The sequence below is a fragment of the Burkholderia sp. 3C genome, from assembly GCF_054589155.1.
Genome location: NZ_BAAILN010000076.1, coordinates 109,046 through 134,484, shown reverse-complemented (window position 1 = coordinate 134,484; position 25,439 = coordinate 109,046). Strand labels below are relative to the sequence as shown.

The 25,439-nt window shown below is 66.6% G+C and carries 18 protein-coding genes and 2 tRNA genes; 8 read left to right on the top strand and 12 right to left on the bottom strand.

Annotated elements, in window-relative coordinates; all coding sequences use genetic code 11:
• Positions 1 to 46 precede the first annotated feature (46 nt).
• Complete coding sequence (gene purL, locus ACYP33_RS14240) at positions 47 to 4,117, bottom strand: phosphoribosylformylglycinamidine synthase (RefSeq protein ID WP_459622445.1); 4,071 nt, start codon at positions 4,115 to 4,117, stop codon at positions 47 to 49.
• Between the two features lie 288 nt (positions 4,118 to 4,405).
• On the opposite strand from purL, the gene ACYP33_RS14235 reads away from it, so the two are divergent.
• The 3 genes from ACYP33_RS14235 to pgi all read left to right on the top strand — a co-directional run bounded on the left by ACYP33_RS14235 (position 4,406) and on the right by pgi (position 9,105).
• Positions 4,406 to 5,710 carry an FAD-dependent oxidoreductase gene (locus ACYP33_RS14235; RefSeq protein WP_459622435.1) on the top strand — a complete coding sequence of 435 codons (1,305 nt, stop codon included), beginning with the start codon at positions 4,406 to 4,408 and terminating at the stop codon, positions 5,708 to 5,710.
• Positions 5,711 to 5,759: 49 nt separating this feature from the next.
• Complete coding sequence (locus ACYP33_RS14230) at positions 5,760 to 7,355, top strand: NAD(P)H-hydrate dehydratase (RefSeq protein WP_459622434.1); 1,596 nt, start codon at positions 5,760 to 5,762, stop codon at positions 7,353 to 7,355.
• Between the two features lie 124 nt (positions 7,356 to 7,479).
• Entirely contained in the window at positions 7,480 to 9,105 is a 1,626-nt protein-coding gene (gene pgi, locus ACYP33_RS14225) for a glucose-6-phosphate isomerase (RefSeq protein ID WP_414451737.1), read from the top strand.
• Between the two features lie 91 nt (positions 9,106 to 9,196).
• Here pgi and ACYP33_RS14220 read toward each other — a convergent pair whose 3' ends face one another.
• The gene (locus ACYP33_RS14220; RefSeq protein WP_414445514.1) at positions 9,197 to 9,904 is read right to left on the bottom strand and encodes an ABC transporter ATP-binding protein; all 708 of its coding nucleotides are present in this window, start codon (positions 9,902 to 9,904) and stop codon (positions 9,197 to 9,199) included.
• Between the two features lie 9 nt (positions 9,905 to 9,913).
• On the opposite strand from ACYP33_RS14220, the gene ACYP33_RS14215 reads away from it, so the two are divergent.
• The gene (locus tag ACYP33_RS14215) at positions 9,914 to 10,603 is read left to right on the top strand and encodes an arylesterase (RefSeq protein ID WP_459622432.1); all 690 of its coding nucleotides are present in this window, start codon (positions 9,914 to 9,916) and stop codon (positions 10,601 to 10,603) included.
• A 97-nt stretch (positions 10,604 to 10,700) separates the two neighbouring features.
• On the opposite strand, the gene ACYP33_RS14210 is transcribed toward ACYP33_RS14215, so the two are convergent.
• The 8 genes from ACYP33_RS14210 to tig all read right to left on the bottom strand — a co-directional run bounded on the left by ACYP33_RS14210 (position 10,701) and on the right by tig (position 19,792).
• Positions 10,701 to 12,647: a SurA N-terminal domain-containing protein gene (locus ACYP33_RS14210; RefSeq protein WP_459622430.1), complete on the bottom strand. Its 1,947-nt coding sequence runs from the start codon at positions 12,645 to 12,647 to the stop codon at positions 10,701 to 10,703.
• Positions 12,648 to 12,829: 182 nt separating this feature from the next.
• Positions 12,830 to 12,906, bottom strand: a tRNA-Asp gene (locus ACYP33_RS14205).
• Positions 12,907 to 12,938: 32 nt separating this feature from the next.
• Positions 12,939 to 13,014 (bottom strand) — tRNA-Val (locus ACYP33_RS14200).
• A gap of 69 nt (positions 13,015 to 13,083) precedes the next feature.
• Complete coding sequence (locus tag ACYP33_RS14195; RefSeq protein ID WP_015875397.1) at positions 13,084 to 13,356, bottom strand: HU family DNA-binding protein; 273 nt, start codon at positions 13,354 to 13,356, stop codon at positions 13,084 to 13,086.
• 250 nt (positions 13,357 to 13,606) lie between these two features.
• Entirely contained in the window at positions 13,607 to 16,024 is a 2,418-nt protein-coding gene (lon, locus tag ACYP33_RS14190; protein ID WP_414445521.1) for an endopeptidase La, read from the bottom strand.
• 199 nt (positions 16,025 to 16,223) lie between these two features.
• Positions 16,224 to 17,495 (bottom strand): ATP-dependent Clp protease ATP-binding subunit ClpX, encoded by a 1,272-nt coding sequence (clpX, locus tag ACYP33_RS14185; protein WP_414445522.1) that lies wholly within the window; start codon positions 17,493 to 17,495, stop codon positions 16,224 to 16,226.
• 155 nt (positions 17,496 to 17,650) lie between these two features.
• Entirely contained in the window at positions 17,651 to 18,304 is a 654-nt protein-coding gene (clpP, locus tag ACYP33_RS14180; protein WP_414442054.1) for an ATP-dependent Clp endopeptidase proteolytic subunit ClpP, read from the bottom strand.
• A 141-nt stretch (positions 18,305 to 18,445) separates the two neighbouring features.
• Complete coding sequence (gene tig / locus ACYP33_RS14175; protein WP_459622427.1) at positions 18,446 to 19,792, bottom strand: trigger factor; 1,347 nt, start codon at positions 19,790 to 19,792, stop codon at positions 18,446 to 18,448.
• Between the two features lie 433 nt (positions 19,793 to 20,225).
• Between tig and ACYP33_RS14170 the strand changes: the two genes are divergently transcribed.
• Both ACYP33_RS14170 and ACYP33_RS14165 read left to right on the top strand, forming a co-directional pair.
• The gene (locus ACYP33_RS14170; protein ID WP_459622425.1) at positions 20,226 to 21,392 is read left to right on the top strand and encodes a glycerate kinase; all 1,167 of its coding nucleotides are present in this window, start codon (positions 20,226 to 20,228) and stop codon (positions 21,390 to 21,392) included.
• A 55-nt stretch (positions 21,393 to 21,447) separates the two neighbouring features.
• Complete coding sequence (locus tag ACYP33_RS14165) at positions 21,448 to 21,897, top strand: MarR family winged helix-turn-helix transcriptional regulator (RefSeq protein ID WP_414442056.1); 450 nt, start codon at positions 21,448 to 21,450, stop codon at positions 21,895 to 21,897.
• Between the two features lie 71 nt (positions 21,898 to 21,968).
• On the opposite strand, the gene ACYP33_RS14160 is transcribed toward ACYP33_RS14165, so the two are convergent.
• Positions 21,969 to 22,958: a 2-dehydropantoate 2-reductase gene (locus ACYP33_RS14160; RefSeq protein ID WP_459622423.1), complete on the bottom strand. Its 990-nt coding sequence runs from the start codon at positions 22,956 to 22,958 to the stop codon at positions 21,969 to 21,971.
• A gap of 568 nt (positions 22,959 to 23,526) precedes the next feature.
• Between ACYP33_RS14160 and ACYP33_RS14155 the strand changes: the two genes are divergently transcribed.
• Both ACYP33_RS14155 and ACYP33_RS14150 read left to right on the top strand, forming a co-directional pair.
• On the top strand, positions 23,527 to 23,871 hold the full coding sequence (locus tag ACYP33_RS14155) for a BON domain-containing protein (protein WP_414451931.1): 345 nt from the start codon (positions 23,527 to 23,529) through the stop codon (positions 23,869 to 23,871).
• A 69-nt stretch (positions 23,872 to 23,940) separates the two neighbouring features.
• Entirely contained in the window at positions 23,941 to 24,138 is a 198-nt protein-coding gene (locus ACYP33_RS14150) for a CsbD family protein (protein ID WP_414442058.1), read from the top strand.
• A gap of 240 nt (positions 24,139 to 24,378) precedes the next feature.
• Here ACYP33_RS14150 and ACYP33_RS14145 read toward each other — a convergent pair whose 3' ends face one another.
• On the bottom strand, positions 24,379 to 25,413 hold the full coding sequence (locus ACYP33_RS14145; protein ID WP_459622421.1) for an aldose 1-epimerase: 1,035 nt from the start codon (positions 25,411 to 25,413) through the stop codon (positions 24,379 to 24,381).
• Between the last annotated feature and the right edge of the window lie 26 nt (positions 25,414 to 25,439).

Sequence of the window (25,439 nt, the reverse complement as noted above, 5' to 3'; positions counted from 1 at the left end):
GGCCGGCTCGCCAGGGGCCGCCCCACCCTGCGCCGCGCGCCGGAACTCAACCGAGCCAGCGGCGCGCGTTGCGGAACACGCGCATCCACGGGCTCGCCTCGCCCCAACCTTCGGGCGACCAGCTCATCTGCACGGTGCGGTGCACGCGCTCCGTGTGCGGCATCAGCACGGTGAAGCGGCCATCGGCCGTGGTGACCGACGTGATGCCGGCCGGCGAGCCGTTCGGGTTGAACGGGTAACGCTCGGTGGCCTGGCCACGGTGATCGACGAAGCGCATCGCCACGGCCACGCGGCTCGCGTCGCCCTGCTGCGAGAAATCGGCGAAGCCTTCGCCGTGCGCGACGGCCACCGGGATGCGCGAGCCTTCCATGCCGGCGAAGAAGATCGACGGCGACGGCTGCACTTCCACCAGCGAGAAGCGCGCCTCGAACTGCTCGGACTTGTTGCGCGTGAACTTCGGCCAGGCTTCGGCGCCGGGGATCATCGACGCGATGCTCGACAGCATCTGGCAGCCGTTGCAGATGCCGAGCGCGAACGTGTCCTGACGCGCGAAGAACGTCGTGAACATCTCGGCCAGGCCTTCGTTGAAGCGGATCGTCTTGGCCCAGCCTTCGCCGGCACCCAGCACGTCGCCGTACGAGAAGCCGCCGCACGCCACCGCGCCGGCAAAGTCGGCCAGGTTGGCGCGGCCGGCCAGCAGGTCGCTCATGTGAACGTCGTGCGCGTCGAAGCCGGCGCGGTCGAACGCGTAGGCCGTTTCGAGGTGCGAGTTCACGCCCTGCTCGCGCAGGATCGCGACGCGCGGACGCGCGCCGGTGGCGATGAACGGCGCGGCCACGTCGTCGGCGGCATCGAACGTCAGCACCGGCTGCATGCCCGGATCGGCGACGTCGAGCAGCGTGTCGTACTCGCCGTCGGCGCAGGCCGGGTTGTCGCGCAGGCGCGCGATGCGCCAGCTCACTTCGGTCCAGGCGCGTTGCAGTTCGGCGCGCGGCGCTTCGTAGATCTTCTTGGCGTCGCGGAACACTTCCACCGTGTCGCGCTCGTTGACCGTGCCGATCACATGCGAGCAAGCGGACAGGCCGTGTTCGCGCAGCGAGGCCAGCACGGCGTCGCGGTCGGCGGCGCGCACCTGCACCACGGCGCCCAGTTCCTCGCTGAACAGCGCGCGGATCGTGCGATCCTCGCGGCGGCCGCTGGTCTGCTTCGCCCAATCCTTGGCGTCGCCGAAATCGGATTCGTGGTTCGGATCGAGCGTCAGCATGTCGACGTTCAGCGACACGCCGGCGTGACCCGCAAACGCCATTTCGCAGACGGTCGCCCACAGGCCGCCGTCCGAACGATCGTGGTAGGCCAGCAGCTTGCCGCCGGCGTTCAGCGACTGGATCGCATTGAAGAAGCGCTTGAGATCCTCGGGGTCGTCCACGTCCGGCGTGGCGTCGCCCACCTGCTGCGTGACCTGGGCCAGGATGCTGCCGCCCATGCGGTTCTTGCCGCGGCCGAGGTCGATCGCGATCAGCACGCTGTCGCCGGCATCGGCCACGCGGCGCAGTTGCGGCGTCAGGTGGCGGCGCACGTCTTCCACGGGCGCGAACGCCGAGATGATCAGCGACACCGGCGAGACGACTTCCTTCGCCACGCCTTCATCGTTCCACTTGGTCTTCATCGACAGCGAATCCTTGCCGACCGGAATGCCGATGCCGAGCGCCGGGCACAGCTCCATGCCGATCGCCTTGACCGTGTCGTACAGCGCGGCGTCTTCGCCGGCGGTGCCGCACGAGGCCATCCAGTTGGCCGACAGCTTGAGCTTGTCGAGCGACGCGATCGGCGCCGACGCGATGTTGGTGATCGCCTCGCCCACCGCCATGCGGCCCGAGGCCGGCGCGTCGATCACGGCCAGCGGCGTGCGCTCGGCCATCGTCATCGCCTCGCCGCCGAAGCCGGCGTAATCGAGCGCGGTGACGGCGCAGTCGGCCACCGGCACCTGCCACGGGCCGACCATCTGGTCGCGCACGGTGGTGCCGCCGACCGAGCGGTCGCCAATCGTGATCAGGAACGACTTGCTGCCGACCGTCGGGTGCTTCAGCACGTCGACCGCGGCCGTGGCCAGCGACAGGCCCGTCACGTCGACCGGCGCGCGCTCGACGCTCACGCGAGCGACGTCGCGGTGCATCTTCGGCGGCTTGCCGAGCAGCACGTCCATCGGCATGTCGACCGGCGAACTGTCGGCGCCGCTGATGGCGTCGTCGACGAGCTTCAGCTCGCGGGCATCGGTGGCCACGCCGATCACGGCGAACGGGCAACGCTCGCGCACGCAGATCGCCTCGAAGCGCGGCAGATCGTCCGGCGCGATCGCCAGGACGTAACGCTCCTGCGATTCGTTCGACCAGATTTCACGCGGCGACAGGCCGCTTTCCTCGAGCTGGATCTTGCGCAGTTCGAAGCGCGCGCCCTTGTCGGCGCCGTCGACCAGTTCGGGGAACGCGTTCGACAGGCCGCCCGCGCCGACGTCGTGGATCGACAGGATCGGGTTGGTATCGCCGAGCTGCCAGCAGCCGTTGATGACTTCCTGCGCACGGCGTTCGATTTCCGGATTGCCGCGCTGCACGGAATCGAAATCGAGCTCGGCCGTGTTCGCGCCGGTGGCCATCGAGCTGGCCGCGCCGCCGCCCATGCCGATCCGCATGCCGGGGCCGCCGATCTGGATCAGCAGCGTGCCGGCCGGCAGGTCGTGCTTGTGGGTGTGGCCGTCGGAGATGTTGCCGATGCCGCCGGCGATCATGATCGGCTTGTGATAGCCGCGCACGGTGCCGCCGACGTTCTGTTCGTACACGCGGAAGTAGCCGCCGAGGTTCGGGCGGCCGAATTCGTTGTTGAACGCGGCGCCGCCGAGCGGGCCGTCGATCATGATCTGCAGCGGCGAAGCGATGCGGTCCGGGCGGCCGTACGGCGCGTGCGCATCGGCCGGATTGCGCTCGGCCACCGGCTGGGCGGCATCGCGGGCGTTTTCCCAGGCTTCGCGCGCCTCGGGCAGATCGAGGTTCGACACGGTGAAGCCGGCCAGGCCGGCCTTCGGCCGCGCACCGCGGCCGGTCGCGCCTTCGTCGCGGATTTCGCCGCCCGCGCCCGTCGCGGCGCCGGCAAACGGCGAGATCGCGGTCGGGTGGTTGTGGGTTTCGACCTTCATCAGCGTGTGCGTCAGCTCGCTGTGGCGGCCGTACTGCTCGGCCGGCTGGCCGGCGGCGCTCGCGCCGCGCGGGAACCAGCGCTCGGCCTGCGCGCCGCGCATGATCGACGAGTTGTCCGAATAGGCGACGATCGTGCCTTGCGGGCTGATCTTCTCGGTGTTGCGGATCATCGCGAACAGCGACATGTCCTGCTTCGCGCCGTCGATCGTCCAGTCGGCGTTGAAGATCTTGTGGCGGCAGTGCTCGCTGTTGGCCTGCGCGAACATCATCAGTTCGACGTCGGTGGGATTGCGTTCGAGCTTGGTGAACGCATCGACCAGATAAACGATTTCGTCGTCGGCCAGCGCGAGGCCCAGCTCGGCGTTGGCCGCTTCCAGCGCGGCGCGGCCCTGGCCCAGCACGTCGACGCGACCCAGCGCCTTGGCCGGCAGCTCGGCGAACAGGTGGTGCGCATCGTCGCGCGCGGCCACCACGGTTTCGGTCATGCGGTCGTGCAGCGCGGCGGCCACGGCGGCGCGCACCTCCGGCGACAGCGCCTTCTTGCCGCCCATGCCGAGCAGGCCGGCCTTCAGCGTCACGCTGAATTCGACGCCGCGTTCGATGCGGCGCACCTTGGCGAGGCCGCAGTGCAACGCGATGTCGGTTGCCTTGCTGGCCCACGGCGATACGGTGCCCAGACGCGGCAGCACGATGAAGGTTTCGGTGGCGCCCTTCTCGGCGGCCGCCTCGAACGGCGCGCCGTAGTGCATCAGCGCATCGATGCGGGCCGCTTCATCGGCGGCGAGCGCGTCGGACGCGTTGACGAAATGCAGGTACTGGCCGCGAATGGCGACGATATCGCCGTCGATCTGCTTGAGCGTGTCGAGCAGGCGAGCTTGGCGGAAATCGGACAGGGCGGCGGCGCCGGGGAAACACGAGAAGTGGGCCATGGGCTGGACGGACATCGATGAGTCGCGCAAAGCGGCGACATTGGGGCGAAAGGAAGGCCGTAATTATACCCGGAAGTGGGTCCGCCCAAGGCGCTTGCGAGCCATGCCGGGCAGGGGAATCGGCGGATCGTGTCCAATCCGCCACGGCGCGGCGCGCCAACCCTGGCTGCAAGGCCGAATCCGCCAGCGCCCGGTTTGGCGCTATCATTCGCGGTTCACCGGGTTCCACACGGCCCTCAAGGAAGACCAGACTCCGGGTCGCGACGCGGCTCGTCATCGAATCACAACATGGATGTCATCGTCATCGGCGGCGGAATCGGCGGCGTCGCCACCGCCTACCAGTTGCGTGCCGCCGGCCATCGCGTCTGCGTGGTCGAACGCCACGCCACCGTTGCCCAGGGCGCGACCTACGGCCATGGCGGCCTCATGCTGCCCACCCCGCTCGACGTCTGGTTCGGCCCGACCTTCATGCACCATCGCCGCGCGCTGCGCAGCGGCGTCGTCTACAAACCGGGCCTGAACGGCGCGCTGCGCCGCTTCACGCGCGAACTGGCCACGCTGCAGGACCCGGACGCGTTCACGGCCCATTTCGCGAAGCTCAAGCCGCTGGTGGATCTGTCGCGCGACACGATCGCCGACGTCGAGCGCCGCTTCGGCCTCGAATTCGAACAGCGCCCCGGCGTGCTGCACGTGATCCGCGAGCGCCAGGAATGGGAGCAGGCCCAGCCCGCGCTCGACCTGCTGCGCGCCAACGAAGTCCCGCACCAGATCCTCACCGCCGACGAATGCACGGCGCTCGAACATTCGGTGCCGGCCGATCCGACGTTCGCCGGTGGCGTGCTGCTCGAATTCGAGCGCACAGGCAACTGCCCCCTGTTCGCGAAGCTGATCAAGCAGACGCTCGACGAGCATGGCGTGCAGTTCATGTTCGGCCGCACCGTCACGGCGATCCGTGTCGAGGCGAACCGCGCGGCCGTCGAACTCGCGCCGGAACCGGGCGACCGGCTCGGCGTGCGCGGCAAGGAAGTCGACGTGATCTCGGCCGACGCCGTGGTGGTCGCCGCCGGCACCGGCAGCGTGCCGCTGCTGGCGCGGCTCGGCGTGACGCTGCCGCTGCACCCGGTGCGCGTCAATGCGCTGACGGCGCCGGTCGCGTACGAGGAACATGCGCCGCACCTGACGGTGATCGATTCGATCAAGCGGATCGTCATGACGCGCATGCACCAGCGCGTGCGCATCAGCGGCGCGCCGGTGCTGCAAAGCGAGAAGGATACGGCGAGGCCACTGCCGGCCGCGCTCAACGACGAGGCGCTGGCGCTGCTCGGCCAGGCCACCCACGACTGGATTCCCGGCGCGGCGAAGATCTCCGCCGCGCTGCCGTGGCAGGACACGCGGCTGCTCTCGCCGGACGGCTTGCCGGTGGTCGGGCCGACGCCCCACCCGCGCGTGTTCGTCAACCTCGGCCACGGGCCGGCCGGCTGGGGCCTCGCCTGCGGCTCTGCTAGAGTGGTGAGCGATTACCTCGGCGGCACCGCGCATCAAGTGCCGGCCGACACGCTCGCCGCGCTGCGCGCGGATCGCTTCGCCACCTGACGCCGCCCACGGGCGGCGCATCGACCGGCCGCCCGGCGGCCCTTCCGACATGATGCCGCTCGCCCCCTCCGCCTCGCTGTCCGCCACGCCTGCCGCCGTCGATCCGTTCGACGCGCCGCTCGCCCATCTCCCGCTTGCGCTATCCACCGTCGCCGACGTGCGCGCCGCCGAAACCACGGCCGCCGCCGCGCTGCCGCCGCACACGCTGATGGCGCGCGCGGGCGCGGCCGCCGCGCGCTGGCTGGCCGCGCGCGCCGATCGCGACACGCGCCCGGTCTGGCTCGCCGCCGGCCCCGGCAACAACGGCGGCGACGCGCTGGTGGCCGCCGCCGAATTGCTGCGGCTCGGCGTGCAGGTGGAGGTATGCCTGCCCGTCGAACCGAAACCCGAGGACGCGCGCTGGGCGCTCGCGCTCGCCCGCGAAGCCGGCGTGCCGATCGCGGCCGAACCGCCCGCCTCGCTCGACGGCTACGGCTGGTGCGTCGACGGCCTGTTCGGGATCGGCCTCGCGCGGGCGCTCGACGGCCCGTTCGCGGCGCTGGCCGCGGCGCTGTCTGCACGCGCGCAGGCGCACGGCCGGGTGCTCGCGCTCGACGTGCCGAGCGGCATCGACGCCGACAGCGGCACGCGCGTCGGCAATGGCCCGGCCGTCTGCGCCACGCATACCCTGTCGTTCATCGCCGCCAAGCCCGGCCTCTACCTCGGCGACGGGCGCGACCACGCGGGCGAGATCGTCGTCGAGACAATCGACGCCGCACCGGCCCGGCCGTCCGCCACGCTGAACGCGGCGGCGCTGTTCGCGCCTGACTGGCCCGCGCGCGGCGCGGCCACCCACAAGGGCAGCTTCGGCAGCGTGGCGATCGTCGGTGGCGACACCGGCATGTGCGGCGCCCCGATCCTGGCCGCGCGCGCCGCCCTGCACGCAGGCGCGGGCAAGGTGCACGTGGGCTTCTTGGGTGACGACGCGCCGCCCTACGATCCGCCGTTCCCCGAACTGATGCTGCATCCGGCCGGCTCGCTCGATACCGGCGGCCTCAGCGCGGTCGGCATCGGCTGCGGCCTCGGCACGCGCGAGCCCGCCATCGCGATGCTGCGCCACACGCTCGCGCTCGATCTGCCGGTACTCGTGGACGCCGACGCGCTGAACCTGATCGCCGCGCACGACGATCTGGCCGCCGCCCTGCGCGCGCGCGCCGATCGCGATGGCGCCGCGTCGATCCTGACCCCGCACCCGCTCGAAGCGGCGCGCCTGCTCGACACCGATACGCGCGCCGTGCAGGCCGACCGGCTGGCGGCCGCGCGCGAGCTGTCGCATCGCTTTCGGGCCGTCGCGGTGCTGAAGGGATCAGGCACGGTGATTGCCGAGCCGGGCGGGCGCGTGTTCGTCAACCCGACCGGCAACGCCGCGCTCGCCACCGGCGGCACCGGCGACGTGCTCGGCGGCCTGATCGCCGCGTTCGCCGCGCAACACATGCCGGCCTGCGAGGCTGCGCTGGCGGGCGTCTACCTGCACGGGCTCGCAGCCGACTGCCTGACCGCGCTCGGCCACGGCCCGGCCGGCATGGCTGCGGGCGAACTCGCGCCGGCCGTACGTCGGCTTCTGAACCGGCACTTTTATTCACGCGTCACGTCGCCGCAGGGGTGACGCCGCTATACTGGATAGCCCTGCGCACGATCCGTCGCGCGCGGCTTGCGTAGTCCGCCGGCACGCGGCGCCCGATGCGCGCCGCCCTCGCCTTCCGAGTCACGACCGTTTCCCCAGAACCGCTATGACGCTGAATTCGCTCCCCGCTTGGCCTGCCCTCCAATCGCACTACGACGAGATCCGCGACGCGCATCTGCGCGACTGGTTCGCCCCCGCCAACGATCCCGCCCCGACCCGCGCCGAACGCTTCACGTTCGCCGGCGGCGGCCTGGCCATCGATTTCTCGAAGAACCGCATCACCGACGCCACGCTGAAGCTGCTCGTGCAACTGGCGCGCGAAGCCGGCGTCGAAACGCGCCGCGACGCGATGTTCGCCGGCGAGGTGGTCAACCCCACCGAAGGCCGCGCGGCGCTGCACACGGCGCTGCGCGCGAGCGCGCCCGATGCGCCGTTCCACGCGCAAATTGCCGCCGAACGCAAGAAGATGGCCGCGTTCGCCGAGCAGGTGCGCGACGGCCGCTGGACGGGCTACACCGGCAAGCGCGTGCGCCACGTGATCAACATCGGCATCGGCGGCTCGGACCTCGGCCCGAAGATGGTCGTGCACGCGCTCGATCATCTGGCTACCCGCGAGCTGTCGTGCACGTTCGTGTCGAACGTCGACGGCGCCGACCTGTACCGCGCGCTCGAACACTGCAATCCCGAAGAAACGCTCGTGATCGTCGTCTCCAAAACGTTCACGACGCTCGAGACCATGACCAACGCGCGCTCGGCGCGCGACTGGCTGACCTCGCACGGCTGCCCGGAAAACGCGCTCGCCAAGCACTTCGTGGGCGTGTCGGCCAACCCCGAGGAAGTGATCAAGTTCGGCATCGACGCCCACAACGTGTTCGAAATGTGGGATTGGGTCGGCGGCCGCTATTCGCTGTGGTCGGCCGTGGGCCTGTCGATCATGATCGCGATCGGGCCGCAGCAATTCGACGAACTGCTGGCCGGCGCCGACGAGATGGATCGTCATTTCCGCGAAGCGCCGCTCGAATCGAACCTGCCGGTGCTGCTCGGCCTGATCGGCATCTGGTATCGCAACTTCTTCGGCTCGCAGAGCTACCTCGTCGCGCCGTATTCGGAAGCGCTGCATTTCCTGCCGTCGTACCTGCAACAGCTCGAAATGGAGAGCAACGGCAAGTCGGCGCGCCTCGATGGCGCGTTCGTCGACTACCCGACCTCGGCCGTTACTTGGGGCGAGCCGGGCACCAACGGCCAGCACGCGTTCTTCCAGATGCTGCATCAAGGCCCGACGATCGTGCCGATCGACTTCATCGCGGTGCTGACGCCCGAGCATCCGCTCGCCAGCCATCACCCGAAGCTGCTCGCCAACTGCTTCGCGCAGAGCGAGGCGCTGATGCTCGGCCGCACGCTCGACGAGGCGCGCAAGATCGCCGGCCCGGACAAGCCCGAACTCGCGCCGCACCTGACGTTCCCGGGCAACCGGCCGACCTCGACGATCCTGGTGGACGCGCTCACCGCGCGCACGCTCGGCGCGCTGATCGCGCTCTACGAACACAAGGTGCTGGTGCAGGCGTCGGTGTGGAACATCAACCCGTTCGACCAGTGGGGCGTGGAGCTCGGCAAGATTCTCGGCAAGGTGGTCGAGGCCGACCTGACCGCGGCCAGCACGGACCCGGCCAAGCACGATTCGTCGACCTCGGCGCTGATCGCGAAGGCGCGCGCGGCGCTCAAGCAGGGCTAAACGGCACGCCATGCGAAACGGCCGGTATCGAAACCTCGACACCGGCCGTTTTTATTGGTGGCGCGCGCCGAGGCGCACTCGACGTGCCGATTCAGCCCGGGCTCGGCTCCACCGCCTCGGCGGCCACAATGCGGCCGCCGTCGAGCGTGATGGTCGCGCCGCAGCGGCGCGCGAGCACAGGATCGTGCGTGACGAGCACCAGCGTCGCACCCTGCGCGCGGTTCAGTTCGAACATCAGGTCGATGACCGCGTGGCCGGTGGCGGCGTCGAGACTGCCGGTCGGCTCGTCGGCGAACAGGATGGCCGGATCGGTCACGAAGGCACGCGCCAGCGCCACGCGCTGCTGCTCGCCGCCCGACAGCAGCTTCGGGTAATGGCCGGTACGCGCGCCCAGGCCGACGCGATCGAGCAGGCGCCGCGCCCGTTCGGCCGCCTCGCGCGCCGAAATTCCGCCGCGCAATTCGAGCGGCAGCATCACGTTTTCGAGTGCGGTCAGATGCGGCATCAACTGGAACGACTGGAACACGAAGCCGACGGCCCCACTGCGCAAGGCCGCGCGCTGATCCTCGTTCAGGCCGTTCAGGTCGCGGCCGAGCAGGCGAACCGTACCGTCGGTCGCGCTGTCCAACCCGGCAAGCAAGCCAAGCAGGGTCGACTTGCCCGATCCCGACGCCCCCACGATCGCCACGCTGTTGCCGGCGTGCACGGTCAGGTCGATGCTGTCGAGGATCGTCAGTTCACCGGCCGCATCGGCCACGCGTTTCGATACTTGTCGAACTTCAATGATCGGTTCCGTCATCTTTTGAGCATGAAGCACACACGTTCCTGGAAAAACGGCCTGCGCGCCGTCGTGATCGCCGTGGCTGCCACGGCTTCGCTGGCGGGCGTTGCCGCCCATGCGGCCAGCCCGGCGGCGAACGCCGCGCAGGCCTCCGCCAAACCTAACATTGTCGTGCTCGGCGACAGCCTGTCCGCCGAATACGGCCTGCCGCGCGATACCGGCTGGGTGGCGCTGATGCGCGAACGCATCGCGCAACAGCGGCTCGATTATAGCGTTGCGAACGCAAGCGTCAGCGGCGATACCACCAGCGGCGGACGCGCCCGCCTGCCCGCCCTGCTCACGCGCCTGAAACCGGCGATCGTGGTGGTCGAGCTGGGTGCGAACGACGCGCTGCGCGGCGTGCCGATCGCCACCACCGAGCAGAACCTGCGCGCGATCATCGCAGGCGCACAGCAGGCGAAGGCCAAGGTGGTGCTGATCGGCATGTACGTGCCGCCGAATTACGGCCTCGATTACACGCAGAAGTTCCATGCGATGTACGGCACGCTCGCCAAGGAGCTGCATCTGCCGCTGGTGCCGTTCCTGCTGGCCGGCATGGAAGACCAGCCGGACCAGTTCCAGGACGACCAGAAGCACCCGAACCAGGGCGCGCAGCCGAAGCTGCTCGACAACGTCTGGCCCGTCATGAAGCCGCTGCTCGGGCCGGGCGCGCATTGAGCGCCTCATAAGCAAATAGCCCCGCTCGTGACCGGGCGGGGCTGTGTGTCGGGCGAACGCTGATGCGCGTTGCGGGGCTTACGCTGCAATGCCGCGATCAGTTGCCGTCGGCGTTGTTCGCATTGCTGTTGTCGGTGACCGAGCCATACAGCTTGACCGTCGAGCGCGCGCGCAGCGCCTTCATGAACGCCTCGCTCTCGCTTTGCGCGTAGACCTGCGCCAGTTGCTGCTGCGCGGCTTGCAGTTGCTTCGGGTCCGGTGCCGGCGGCGCGATCACGGCGTTCACGCGGAAGATCGCATAACCGCCGCCATCGCCCAGGTCCACGCCGACATACGCCGGCAGCGCCTTGTCGTCGGCCTTGTAGATCGCGGCCACGGCGTCGGGCGGCAAACCCTGCGCCTGCGTGCGCGAAATTTTCTCGGCCGGCAGGAAGCCATCGGTGGACTTCGACTTCTCCAGCGCCGCGAGCTTGTCCTTGCCGTCCTGCTTGGCCAGCTTGGCGCTTTCGTCGGCGATGAACTTCTGGCGAACCTGATCCTTGATCGCGTCGAGCGCGGGCACCGCGGCCGGCTTGTCGGCCGTCACGTGCGCGGCGATCAGCGTGCTGTTGCCGATGTCGATCGCCTGCGTGTTGTTGCCGTTCTTGACCGCATCGGCGGCAAACACGGCCGCCAGGAACTTCGGATTGTTGAGCGGGCTGTCCGGCGGCAGTTGCGGGTTCGGCTGCGGCGTGACGGTGGCCGTCTGCACGGTCAGCTTGTACTTGTCGGCGGCCGGCTGCAGGCTCTTCGCCTTCTCGTAGACAAGCGACGTGAACCCTTCCGAGTTGTCCGTGAATGCCTTGGCCGCGAACTGCTGCTTGAGCTCGACCGCGATGCTGTCCTTGACCTCGTCGAACGGCTTGACCGCGGCCGGCTTGACGTCGGTGGCCTTCAGAATATGGAAGCCCAGGTCGGATTCCACCACGTTGCTGACCTCACCCGACTTCAGCGCGAAGGCGGCATCGTCGAATGCCGGGCCGCCGGCCGTCGAACCGCGCGTGACGTAGCCGAGGTCGCCGCCCTTCGCGGCCGACGGCGCATCCTGCGAATTCTTCTCGGCGATCTGAGCGAACTGGTCCGGGTGCGCCTTGACGTCGGCCAGCAGCTTGTCGGCCTTGGCCTTCGCGGCGGCCTTGTCGGCGGCGCTGGCGCTGCGCGGCGCCTCGATGAAGATGTGGCTCACGCGCACCTGCGCTTCGGTACGGAAACGCGCGGCGTTGTCCTCGTAGAACTTGTGCAGATCGGCGTCGGACGGCTGCGCATTCGCGGCGGCCGAAGCCGGCGAGAACACGAGGTACTGGATGGTGGCCGTCTCGGGCGTGGCGAACGATGCCTTGTGCGCATCGTAGTAGGCCGAGATTTGCGCGTCGGTCGGCTGAACCTTGCTGGCGTAATCGGCCGGCTTCAGCACGATGGCCTGCACTTCACGCTGCTGCTGCGCGAGATCGGTCAGGTGCCGGGCCACGCTCTTCGGCGTGAACGCGCTGTTGATCAGGTTTTCCGGCAATTGGCTCTGCGAGAGCTGGTAGCGGATCGATTCCTGATATTGCTCGGGCGTCATGCCCTGCATCGCGAGCAGCTGCGTGTAGCGCTCGCCGTCGATCGTGCCGTCCGGCTTGCGCAGCGAGGCGATGATCGGATTCGACATCAGGGCCGTGCGCACCGCGCCATCGGAGGCGGTCAGGTGCAGGCGGCGCACTTCGTCGGTCAGCGCGCTTTGCTCGATCATGCCGTCGAGCAGTTGCTGGCGACGTTCGGGCGTGTCGAAGGTTTTCGAATCGAAATTGGCGCCGAGCGTCTGGCGAGCCTGGTCGACCTGCTGCCGGTAGGCGCTGTCGAATTCGGCTCGCGTGAGCTTGCGCCCGCCGACCGAGGCCACGTTCGCACTGTCGTCAAAGAAGTCGCGGAAACCCTGAACCCCGACGAACCCAAGCCCCGGCAACACGATCAGGAGCAGGAGAGACATCATCAGGCGCTGATGATTGCGGAAGAAATCGAGCATGCGTAAGCAGAGTGGCTGGACAAAACGACCGATAGTACATCAGCGGCACGAAAAAAAGCGAGAACGCACCGTGCGCGGCCATGCACCCATGTGCCGATACGCGTGCGGCTGCCACACGTCTGGTTCGATCGGAAAAACAAAAAGCCCCGCGAGCGCGAACTCACGAGGCTTTTGTCTGAATCTGGCGGAGCGGACGGGACTCGAACCCGCGACCCCCGGCGTGACAGGCCGGTATTCTAACCAACTGAACTACCGCTCCTTGGGTCGGTACTGCCGACAAGATCGCAAAACTGGTGGGTGCTGAGAGGCTCGAACTCCCGACCTACGCCTTGTAAGGGCGCCGCTCTACCAACTGAGCTAAGCACCCGTTTCGCGCTTGCCATCTGCTTGCCGAGATTGCCCTGAACCACGAAGGCATTCTCATGCAGCAAGCCCGCTAGTTTAGCGCATCCTTCAGTGCTTTACCAGCCCTGAATTTCGCGACGCGCGCCGCTTCGATACGAATCGTCTCGCCGGTTTGCGGATTGCGCCCGTTGCGTGCAATCCGTTCGCCAACCTCGAATGTGCCGAAACCGGCCAGCGTGACGCTGCCGCCGCTTTCGAGCGCCTGCATGACACCGCCGATCAGTGCGTCGAGCGCACGTCCGGCCGATGCCTTCGATAAATCCGCCTCGCGTGCGATGTGGTCGATCAAGTCCGTCTTGTTCATGCCGTCCCCTTTCGTGAGTGGTTCAGTCTCAGAACAGCCGCCCCGTGCAGGCCGTCGCCCGGTTCATGCCGGGTCGATCATTAAATGAAGCCGAAACCAGCCTGTCAAGCGGCAGAACCGAGACAGGACAAGGGATCCCACAATTTGACGCATTTGTGATGGTTTTCATCAGGGCATAAAAAAACCCGCGGTATTCACCGCGGGTTTTTGCCGGCCGGGGGCTAGCCCGGCCGCACCTGATTCAAGGCATTTAGTGCTTCACAACTTCGGTTGACGCATCTTTCGGCGCCTCGGCCACCGGCGCCGCGGCCTTCGCCTCTTCTTCCGGCAGCGCGCTCGGCATCCGTTCGAGTGCCAGTTCAAGCACCTTGTCGATCCAGCGGACCGGCACGATCTCGATCGCGTTCTTTACGTTGTCCGGAATGTCCGCGAGATCCTTCACGTTCTCTTCCGGAATCAGCACGAGCTTGATGCCGCCGCGATGTGCCGCCAGCAACTTCTCCTTCAGCCCGCCGATCGGCAGAACTTCGCCGCGCAACGTGATTTCACCCGTCATCGCCACGTCGGCACGCACCGGGATGCCGGTCAGCACCGACACCAGGGCAGTCGTCATGGCGATACCGGCGGACGGACCGTCCTTCGGCGTCGCGCCTTCGGGCACGTGGATGTGGATGTCCTGCTTCTCGAACGCCTCGTCCTTCACGCCCAGACGACGTGAACGCGAACGCACGACCGAGCGCGCGGCTTCCACCGATTCCTTCATGACGTCGCCGAGCGAGCCGGTACGGATCACGTTGCCCTTACCGGGCATCACCGCCGCTTCGATCGTCAGCAGATCGCCGCCGACTTCCGTCCAGGCCAGGCCCGTGACTTGGCCGACCTGATTTTCCTTGGCGGCCAGACCGAAGTCGTACTTGCGCACGCCGAGGAACGTGTCGAGGTTGCCGGCATCGATCTTGACCGGGCTCGCTGCCGTCTTCAGCAGCAACATCTTCACGACCTTGCGGCAGATCTTCGAGATTTCACGTTCGAGCGAACGCACGCCCGCTTCACGGGTGTAGTAGCGAATGATGTCGCGGATCGCTTCTTCCGAAACCGCGATTTCGCCGTCCTTCAGCCCGTTGTTCTTCTTCTGCTTCGGCAGCAGATAGCGTTGCGCGATGCTGACCTTCTCGTCTTCCGTGTAACCCGACAGACGAATCACTTCCATCCGGTCGAGCAGCGGCGGCGGGATGTTCAGCGAATTCGACGTCGCCACGAACATCACGTCCGACAGATCGAAATCGACTTCGACGTAGTGATCGGCGAACGTGTGGTTCTGTTCCGGATCGAGCACTTCGAGCAGGGCCGACGACGGATCGCCACGGAAATCCATGCCCATCTTGTCGACTTCGTCGAGCAGGAACAGCGGATTGCGTACGCCGACCTTGGTCAGGCTCTGCAGGATCTTGCCCGGCATGGAGCCGATGTAGGTCCGACGGTGGCCGCGGATCTCGGCCTCGTCACGCACGCCGCCGAGCGCCATGCGCACGAACTTGCGGTTCGTGGCGCGGGCGATCGACTGGCCGAGCGAGGTCTTGCCGACGCCCGGAGGCCCGACCAGGCACAGGATCGGTGCCTTGACCTTGTCGACGCGCTGTTGCACCGCGAGATACTCGAGGATCCGTTCCTTGACCTTCTCGAGGCCGAAGTGATCTTCGTCGAGCACCGATTCGGCGTTCGTCAGGTCGTTGTTGACCTTGCTCTTCTTGCGCCACGGCAGGCCGATCAGCGTGTCGATGTAGTTGCGCACGACGGTGGCTTCGGCCGACATCGGCGACATCAGCTTGAGCTTCTTGAGCTCGGCATCGGCCTTCTTCTTGGCTTCCTTCGGCATGCGCGCGGCGTTGATGCGCTTCTCGAGTTCCTCGAGATCGGCACCTTCCTCGCCTTCGCCCAGTTCCTTCTGGATCGCCTTGACCTGTTCGTTCAGGTAGTACTCGCGCTGGCTCTTCTCCATCTGGCGCTTGACGCGGCCGCGGATGCGCTTTTCGACCTGGAGGATGTCGATTTCGGCTTCGAGTTGCGCGAGCAGATGCTCGAGGCGCTCGATGACCGGGAACATCTCGAGGATGTGCTGCTTCTGGTCAAGCTTGAGCGGCAGATGCGCGGCGATCGTGTCGGCCAGACGGCCGGCTTCGTCGATACCCGACAGCGAGGTCAGGATTTCCGGCGGGATCTTCTTGTTCAGCTTCACGTACTGGTCGAACTGCGACACGATGGCGCGGCGGAGGGCTTCCGTTTCGGCGCTATCGGCATGGTCGGGTTCGAGCGGCAGCACTTCGCACGAGAACTGGGTTTCCTGTTCTTCGATCGACAGCGCCTGCGCGCGTTGCAGGCCTTCGACGAGCACCTTCACGGTGCCGTCCGGCAGCTTCAGCATCTGCAGGATGTTGGCGATACAGCCGACCTCGTACATGTCCTTTTCGGTCGGTTCGTCCTTGGCGGCAGTTTTCTGCGCGACGAGCATGATGTGCTTGCCGCCTTCCATCGCTGCTTCGAGGGCCTTGATCGACTTCGGTCGGCCCACGAACAGAGGAATCACCATATGCGGGAAAACGACGACATCTCGCAGCGGCAGCAGCGGGAGCGTAATGCGTTCCGGCGGGAGAAGTTGGGTGCCTGACATTTTCATTTCCCCATGAGTGGAATCAATTGTTCGGTAGTTGAGGCCGGCAGATTGGATTGCAAGCCTTCAGCGCGTGGGAAATATTCGGTAAAAAAGTCGCCGGTCGGAAGAAAGTCAGTGTTACCCACAAGACTAAACGAAAAAAGCCGTTCACGACGCCATGAACGGCTTTTTTGCTTCTTTCAGACAGTCAAGCCGATCAATTCGAACCCGCCACTTTGGGCGTGTCCTCGTAGATCAGCAGGGGTTTGCCATCGCCGTCGATCACGTTGTCGTCGATGATGACCTTGCTCACGCCCTTGAGCGTCGGCAACTCGTACATCACTTCGAGCAACGCCTGTTCGATGATCGAGCGCAAGCCGCGCGCACCGGTCTTGCGGCGAATGGCCTTGCGGGCCACGGCCTGCAGCGCACCGGGGCGCAACTCCAGCTCGACACGCTCCATCGCGAACAGCTTCTGGTATTGCTTGACCAGTGCGTTCTTCGGCTCGACGAGGATCGTCATCAGCGCTTCTTCGTCGAGCTTGCCGAGCGTGGCGACCACCGGCAAGCGGCCGATCAGTTCGGGGATCAACCCGAATTTGATCAGGTCTTCCGGTTCCGTTTCGCGCAGCACCTCGCCGGAATCGCGCTCCTGCTTGCTCTTCACCGACGCGCCGAAGCCGATGCCGGTTTTCTCGGTGCGATCGGTGATGACCTTTTCGAGGCCGTCGAACGCGCCACCGCAGATGAACAGGATGTTGGTCGTATCAACCTGGATGAAATCCTGGTTCGGATGCTTGCGGCCGCCCTGCGGGGGCACCGACGCCATCGTGCCTTCGACCAGCTTCAGCAGCGCCTGCTGCACGCCCTCGCCCGACACGTCGCGCGTGATCGACGGGTTGTCCGACTTGCGGCTGATCTTGTCGATTTCATCGATGTAGACAATGCCGCGCTGCGCCTTGTCGACTTCGTAATTGCAGTTCTGCAGCAGCTTCTGGATGATGTTCTCGACGTCCTCGCCCACGTAGCCCGCTTCCGTCAGCGTGGTCGCATCGGCGATCACGAACGGCACGTTCAGCAGGCGTGCGAGGGTTTGCGCGAGCAGCGTCTTGCCCGAGCCGGTCGGCCCGATCAGCAGGATGTTGCTCTTGGACAGTTCGACGTCGTCCTTCTTGTCGAGGTGCTTGAGACGCTTGTAGTGGTTGTAGACAGCCACTGCGAGGATCTTCTTCGCACGCTCCTGCCCGATCACGTACTGATCGAGGATCTCGCGAATTTCCTGCGGGCTCGGCAAGTCCGATTTCGACAGACTGGCTTCGACCCCGGATGCGGCTGCTTCGTCGCGAATGATCTCGTTGCAGAGGTCGATGCATTCATCGCAGATGAACACCGACGGGCCTGCGATGAGTTTTTTCACCTCATGCTGGCTTTTCCCGCAGAACGAGCAATACAACAGCTTTTCGCTGTTCGAACCTTTTTTGTCCGCCATGAATGTATGAGCCTCCGGACACACGAGTTACATAATACGCCGTTTGGCCGGCCGCCCATGACGCTGCCATGGGTATTGGCCAGCTGCGCTGGTCTTGCCGCAGATGCTCGAGGCGCGGGGGCTGCCCCATTTGGGGCGGCACCCCGTTTGCTGACTTACGGGCGCTTTGCCGTGACGTGGTCGATCAGGCCATAGGCCTTCGCGTCATCGCTGGACATGAAATTATCACGATCCGTGTCGCGTGCGATGCGCTCGACATCCTGCCCGGTGTTCTCGGCGAGGATCTTGTTCAGGCGTTCGCGCAAATACAGAATTTCGCGCGCCTGAATTTCGATGTCCGACGCCTGGCCGCGCGCGCCGCCCAGCGGCTGGTGAATCATCACGCGGGCGTTCGGCAGCGCATAGCGCTTGCCCTTCGCACCCGACGACAGCAGGAACGCGCCCATGCTGGCCGCGAGGCCCATGCACAAGGTCGAGACGTCCGGCTTGATGAACTGCATCGTGTCGTAGATCGCCAGGCCAGCCGACACCGAACCGCCGGGGCTGTTGATGTACAGGCTGATGTCCTTGTCCGGATTCTCGCTTTCGAGGAACAGCATCTGCGCGACCACGAGGTTGGCAGTCTGGTCGTTCACTTCGCCGACCATGAACACGATCCGCTCCTTGAGCAGACGCGAGTAGATGTCGTACGAACGCTCGCCGCGGCCACTCGTTTCGACCACGATCGGCACGAGGCCGAGCGCCTTGGTCTCGAAATCCTGCGGCGCATGGGAAGCCAGCGTATTCAGCAATTCAGCGCGATTGATCATGCAATGAGCCTTGTCCGAAATGAGTATTGAACGGAAGAAAGCGCCGGTGGCGCGAAACGATTGCGCCACCGGCCCGGACACCGACGTAAAAACGGCGTGCGGGCCGTCGCTCCGACAGCCGGCACGCCGCTGAAACGACGCTTAAGCCTGCGCGGATGCGCTGGCCAGTGCCTCGAAGCTCACTTCCTTGTCCGTCACCTTCGCCTTGCCGAGCACGAATTCGACGACGTTGCTTTCAACGACGAACGCTTCCATTTCGGCCAGACGCTGCTGGTTCGAATAATACCAGCGGACCACTTCCTTCGGGTCTTCGTAGCTCTTGGCGAACTCGTCGACTTCGGCGCGGATCTGTTCCGGCTTCGCTTCCAGGCCGTTGGCCTTGACCAGCTCGGCGATCACCAGGCCCAGCTTGACGCGGCGCTCGGCTTGTTCCTTGAACATTTCGACCGGGATCGGTGCGTTCTCGGCGTTCGGCACGCCGCGTTGCGCCAGATCCTGACGGGCCATTTCGACCAGGCGCTGCTGATCCTGCTCGACCAGCGCGTTCGGCACGTCGAGTTCCGAGATCTTCAGGACGGCGTCCATGACCTGGTTCTTGACGAGCGATTGCGTGCGGCGCTTGGCTTCGCGTTCGAGGTTTTCCTTGATCTCGTTGCGCATCTTGGCGGTGTCGCCATCTTCGATGCCGAGCGTCTTGGCGAACTCGCCGTCGATTTCCGGCAGATGCGGCCATTCGACCTTCTTCAGCGTGACCGTGAACTTCGCGGTTTTGCCGGCGACGTCCTTGCCGTGGTAATCCTCGGGGAACGTCAGGTCGAATTCGCGTGCTTCACCGACCGTCAGGCCCAGTGCAGCCTGTTCGAATTCCGGCAGCATGCGGCCTTCGCCGAGCACGAACGGGAAATCTTCGGCCGTGCCGCCCGCAAACGCGACATCGTCGATCTTGCCGACGAAGTCGACCGTCACGCGGTCGCCGTTCTGGGCTGCCTTTTCGGCGCCGCCGTCGCCATGCTCGCCGGCTTCGCCGCGATCATGGAAGTGGACGCGCTGCTTGCGCAGGATGTCCAGCGTGCGGTCGATTTCGGCGTCGCCGATGGTGGTGGTCGAGCGCTCGACTTCCGCCGTCGCCAGATCGCCGATCGTGACTTCCGGGTAGACCTCGAACGTCGCGTCGAACGCGTAAGCGTCGGCCGCGGCTTCCGCCTTCGGTGCGAAGCTCGGCTGGCCGGCCACGCGCAGGCTTTCCGCGCGGCTGACTTCGAAGAACTCCTGGCCGATCTTGTCGCTCAGCACTTCGGCCTCGACCTGACCCGCGTATTGTTGCGCGACCATCTTGAGCGGCACCTTGCCCGGGCGGAAGCCCGGCATGCGCACGTTCTTCGCGAGTTTCTGAATACGGGCGTCGATCTCCTTCTGCACGACTTCCTTCGGCAGGGAGATCGTCACACGGCGTTCAAGCTTGCCGAGGTTTTCAACAACGTTAGCCATGGCTTCAATCGTCCTAAAATTATTCGAGCGAATCGGGTTTCCTTGCCGCGCCTGCCTCGCGACACGCATGCATCGCGCGGCGTCGCCGCCGTTCTCGTTCGTCGGCGCCACGTTGAAAAGTGCGACGCCTGCGGCATGAAAAGCACGGCTTTGGCCGGAAGAATCGGCTATTCTAGCAAACTATTTTCCCCATACCCGCCTGATTGCAGCGCCTCGAACCAGCCGGCGGCGCCCGCCCGCACTCGGCCCCGCGCGCTTCCCGCTCCCAGCGCGCCGATTCCAGCCATACCGTCCCGCCTATTCGCCGCACGCCGCCGGCCTGTTAAGCTCGCGTTTCCGTCTCGATCGACGGCTCGCGCGCCGAGGTTCGGCCACCGCCGCAGCCGCCGAGACAGCCCTTGCGACACCCACCGAACATCTCATCGGAGACACCATGCAGCCCTTCCCGTCCGCGCCTGTCATCGTCATCGCGCCCGATTCCTTCAAGGGGTCGTTATCCGCGCAGCAGGTTTCGGACGCGATCGCGGCCGGCGTCCTGCGCGCGCGCGCCGATGCCGAGGTGCGTTCGTGCCCGATGGCCGACGGCGGCGAAGGCACGCTCGACGCCATGCTGGCGCACGGGGGGGCGCGCCGCACGCTCGCGGTGAAGGGCGCGTCGCTGGCCTCGCGCGAAAGCGCGGCGGGCCTGGTGGATACGCACACGGCGATCATCGAGACGGCGGAAATCGTCGGTATCACCGATCCGGTCGGCATGGCCGTGCCGGTGGAAACGCGCAGCACGCGCGGCATGGGCGAGGCGATCCGCCAGTTGCTCGATGGCGGCGTGCGCACCTTCTTCGTGGCGCTCGGCGGCAGCAGCACCAACGACGCCGGCGCCGGCCTGCTGGCCGCGCTGGGCCTGCGCGCGCTCGACGCCGAAGGCCGCGAGATCGAGCCCACCCCGGAACGGCTGGCCGGTATCGTCCGGCTCGACGCCTCGGGCCTCGATCCGCGCCTGGCCGACACCGAATTCGTCGGCATGTCGGATGTCGACAATCCGCTGACCGGCGATCACGGCGCCACGGCGATCTTCGGGCCGCAAAAAGGCGTGCGCCCCGATCAGGTCGCGCAGCTCGACGCGGCGCTCGCACATTACGCCGATCTGGCCGAAGCGGCACTCGGCCGGCAGGTACGGGAATTGCCCGGCGCGGGCGCGGCGGGCGGCCTCGGTTTCGCGCTGCATCTGCTCGGCGCGCGCTTCGAGGCGGGTGCGGAAGTGGTCGCACGCCAGATCGGGCTCGATGCGGCCCTCGACGGCGCACACTGGCTGATCACCGGCGAAGGCCGCTCCGACGGCCAGACGCTGCACGGCAAGGCGCCATTCATTGCGTGCCGCCACGCAGCGGCGGCCGGCGTGCCCGCCACCCTGCTGTCGGGCGGCGTGGATTCGGCCGCGCTGTCCCAATTGTCGGTACATTTCGACGGCTGCTTTTCCCCGGCGCCGGGACCGATTACGCTCGAGGTCGCGATCCGCGACGCCGCGCGTCTGCTCGAAAACGAAGCCGAGCAACTGACCCGGTTGCGCTTCGGCCGCCTCGCCGCGCCGTCGTCGCCCCGTTGACCGCGCGCGGCGATCCGGGAACAATCGGGCCGCCGCCCTATCTCCAGGAACCGCCATGAAAGGCAGTCAAGCCGGACTCGACCAGTTTCTGACCCAGCGTCTGCATACGCTGAACAAGCTCACCGATCGCGCGATCGGCGAGCTTTACCGGGACAAGCTCGGCATCACGCTGCCCGAAGCCCGCGTGATCACCTCGGTCGGGGCCTTCGGGCCGTTCTCGATCATGGAACTCGCACGCAGCACGCATCTCGACAAGAGCCAGGCGAGCCGCGCCGCCGAAGCATTGATCAATCAGGGCCTGCTGACACGCACCACCAGCGACGAAGACGGCCGCGTGGTGGTGATCGGCCTGACGCGCGAAGGCACGGCGCTGAACCGCCGGATCATGACGCTGGCGCGGCGCTGGAACGCCGATCTGGCCGAACGCCTGACCGACAGCGAGCACGCCGCGCTCGAACGCGCGCTCGACAAGCTGATCGCCAGCACGCGCGAACGCATCGAGTAAGCGCCGCGCGCTTCAAGCAGCCGGCTTCCGCAGCCGGCTGTTTTGCGTGATGCGCCGCAATTCCTGCCTGGCTATAGGCCGCTATTGCGCGCACGCTGGCGCAGCAGGCCCAACACGGCGTCGCAAAACGGCGTCGGCACGCCGAGCGCACGGCCCAGTTCGGGGAAAACCCCGAGGATCGGCGCGATTTCCAGCGGCCGGCCCGCCTCGAAATCCTGCAGCATCGACGTACGGAACGCGCCGAGCCGGCGCGTCACGGCCGTGCGCTCGACGCTGCTCATGCCGGTCGACAGGCCCAGCCGCTCGCCCACCGCCGCCGCCTCGTCCATCATGCGCAACGCCAGGGCGTGCGTGTCCGGATCGTCGAGCAGCGCCAGCGTCGTAGAGCCGGTCAGTGCACTGAGCGGATTCATGTTCATGTTGCCCCACAGCTTGGCCCAGATCTGCGTGCGGATATCGGCGGTGGTTTCAACGTCGAAACCGCCCGCAGCCAGCGCGGCGGCGAAAGCCTCGGCCTGCGCCGCTTGCGCCGTGCCGGGCGCGCCGACGATCAGCCGGTTGCCGGCCACGCGCCGCACCACGGCGGGCGCATCGGTCGCCGACGACAGATGCACCACGCAGCCGATCGACTGCACCGGCGGCAGCGCGGCAGCGATCGCGCCGCCCGGGTCGACGGCATCGAGCGAACGGCCGTCGAGCGCGCCGCCGATGCCGTGCAGGAACCACCACGGCAGGCCGTTCATGGCCGCGACGATGGTGGTGCGCGGGCCGACCAGCGGCGCCAGTTGCGCGGCGAGCGCCGGCAGCGCCTGCGCCTTCAGCGCGATCACGACGTAATCCTGTTCGCCGAGCACGCGCGGATCGTCGCTGGCAACCAGCGGCGTGCGGCGCGTCACGCCAAGATCGTCGACGACCGTCAGGCCGTCGCCGCGCAACGCGGCGAGCGTCTGCCCACGCGCCAGCGCCGACACCGTCCAACCCGCCTGCGACAGCGCCGCCGCCAGCAAGCCGCCGATCGCGCCAGGGCCGACGATCGCGGCCCGTACCGGTGAAGCATTCATATGCACGCCTCCTCAAAGGTTCGATGATGCCCAAAGCCGCTCGCGGCATCGCCATTCACGATGCACCTGCATGCACCTGTTGAAAACTTTTTGTTACATGGTTGCACGCGCAACCGTTCGGGCACGACAAGACACAAGCGGTTACGCCCCGGATCGCCAGCCCTGGCGGGTTTCCGGCCGATTTCAGGCACGAAAAATTCCGTCGAACGTAACAAAACGTGAGCACCGGCTTCAGGGCAAACGCACTAGAAAGCCCCCTGCATTTGGCCCTGTTGACGGCGACATCGCCACCGTATTCTGAACGAACTGCCACTTCCACTGAGGAGACAGGCGATGCAGCACTTACATATCACGCCCGATCCGCAACCGATCGCGCCCCAACCGATTCCAGGCGATCCGCCACCCGGCCAGGATTTACCGGGTACGCCTCAACCGGACGTTCCGGTGCCGCCACCGGGCTTGCCGCCCGTGACACCGATTCCCGATCCACCGCGTGCATGACGCGCATTGCATTCAATTAACCCGTCATTGACGACACCACTCAACGGAGAACGACACCATGAACAAGATGAACAAGATCACCATTCCGTCGCTGCTTGCCGTGAGCGCTGCCCTGTTGCTCGGTACGGTCGGCATGCCGGCCGCCTACGCGCAAACCACGGATGCCAACGGTGCCGCGATGAAGTCGGATCAGCCGGTCACCGATACCTGGATCACCACCAAGGTGAAGTCCGAACTGGCCACCACCAAGGGCGTCAAGAGCACGGAAATCGGCGTGAAGACGGTCGATGGCGTGGTGACGCTGACCGGTGCGCTGCCGTCGTCGACGGCCGTCAAGAAGGCCGTAGCCGTCACCAAGTCGATCAAGGGCGTCAAGAGTGTCGACGATTCGGGCCTGAAGTCGAAGGGCTAACGCTTTACCCGTGAGTTCGGGGCGCCGCCGCGCGCGGCGCCCGATTCCCCGACGACCAAGGAGGACATCATGAACGAAGACAAGATCAAGGGCCAATGGAAGCAACTGGCCGGCAAGCTGAAGGCCCAATGGGGCAAGTTGACCGATGACGACCTGAAGGTGCTGGACGGCAACCGCGAATATCTGGCGGGCCGCATTCAGGAGCGTTACGGCATCGCTCGCGACGAAGTCGAGAAGCAGTTGCACGACTTCGACCGCACGCTCTAACCGACAACCGCGGCGCGTCACCTTCGTGCGTGCGCGCTGCGCTCACGCAAGGAGGCCGAAATGGGTAGATACCTGATTGCCTGGCTGCTTGGCGTGCCGATCGGACTGTTGGTCGTGATTTATCTGATCGCGCACATTCTTTGATATCGAAGGCTGGATTGCGCAAGACGCGGTGTATCAGCAATTCGCTGATACACCGCGTTTTTTATTTTCCGCGCCGGCCGCCCTTCTCCCGCCTCGTTACAGATTCGTTTCCGGAATCCAGACGATGGTGGCCTGCACCGCTTCGCCCGGCGCCAGCACGCATCCGCCGCGCGCCGCTGCCGGCACATCGAGATTGATCCAGTCGGTCGTGTTGCTGACCGGTTCGGCACAGAACACCGGCTCGCCCGGCGGCGAGTACAGCACGAAGCAGTCGAGCGGCGCCTCGGCGCGCATCGTCAGGCGACGACGCTCGTCCGGCCAGTCGATCACGGCCTCGTGTCCCCATCCCGTGAAATTGTTGTCGAGCGCGAGCGCGTCGACGGCCACGCCCTGCGCGAGCGCCTCGACGGCCGGATGCGCGTCGAGCGACACCGGCAGCAGGTCGCCATCGCTTTGCCACATCGCGGCCACTCGCGTGCGAAGCCGCGTATGTGCGCTGCGCGGGTAATACGGGTGGTGACCGAAGCCGAACGGCATCGGCCGGCTGTCGAGATTGCGCGCGGCGATCTGCAGCGACAGTGCGCCATCCGCGCGCAATTCGATCCGCTGCGTGGCCGCATAACGGAACGGCCAGCCCGGGTTGGCGGCCGTGCCCGCATCGGCGGCCGGTTCGTAATCCAGGCGCAACTCGACCGACGCCTCGCCGCGTGCCGCGACCTGCCACGGCAGGCGCCACGCATGGCCGTGCAGCGCATGGCGCAGCGCGCCCTCGCCCATCGGCAGTTGCCAGTCGCGGCCGTCGAAGCGGAACCGCCCGTCGCGAATTCGGTTGCAATACGGCATCAACGGAAAGCTCGCCAGCAGCAGCGGATCGGCGGCATCGAGCGCGTCGCGCCCGGCCGGGCGCAGCCAATGCACCGGCCCGTGCGGCGTGGCATCGTAGAACGCCGCCAGCGATCCGCCCAATTCGGGCGCGATCACCACGCGGCGCGCACCATCGTGCAATACAACCAGCGCGGGATCATCGAGGATCGTGCGATCGAGGTCGAACGCCACCGGCTCGGCGGCGTGCTCGGGGCCTGGGGCCTGCGATTGGCGGGAGGAAGGGGGCGTGGCGGGACGGCAGTTCAAGACAATCGCTCCCATGACGATGGCGG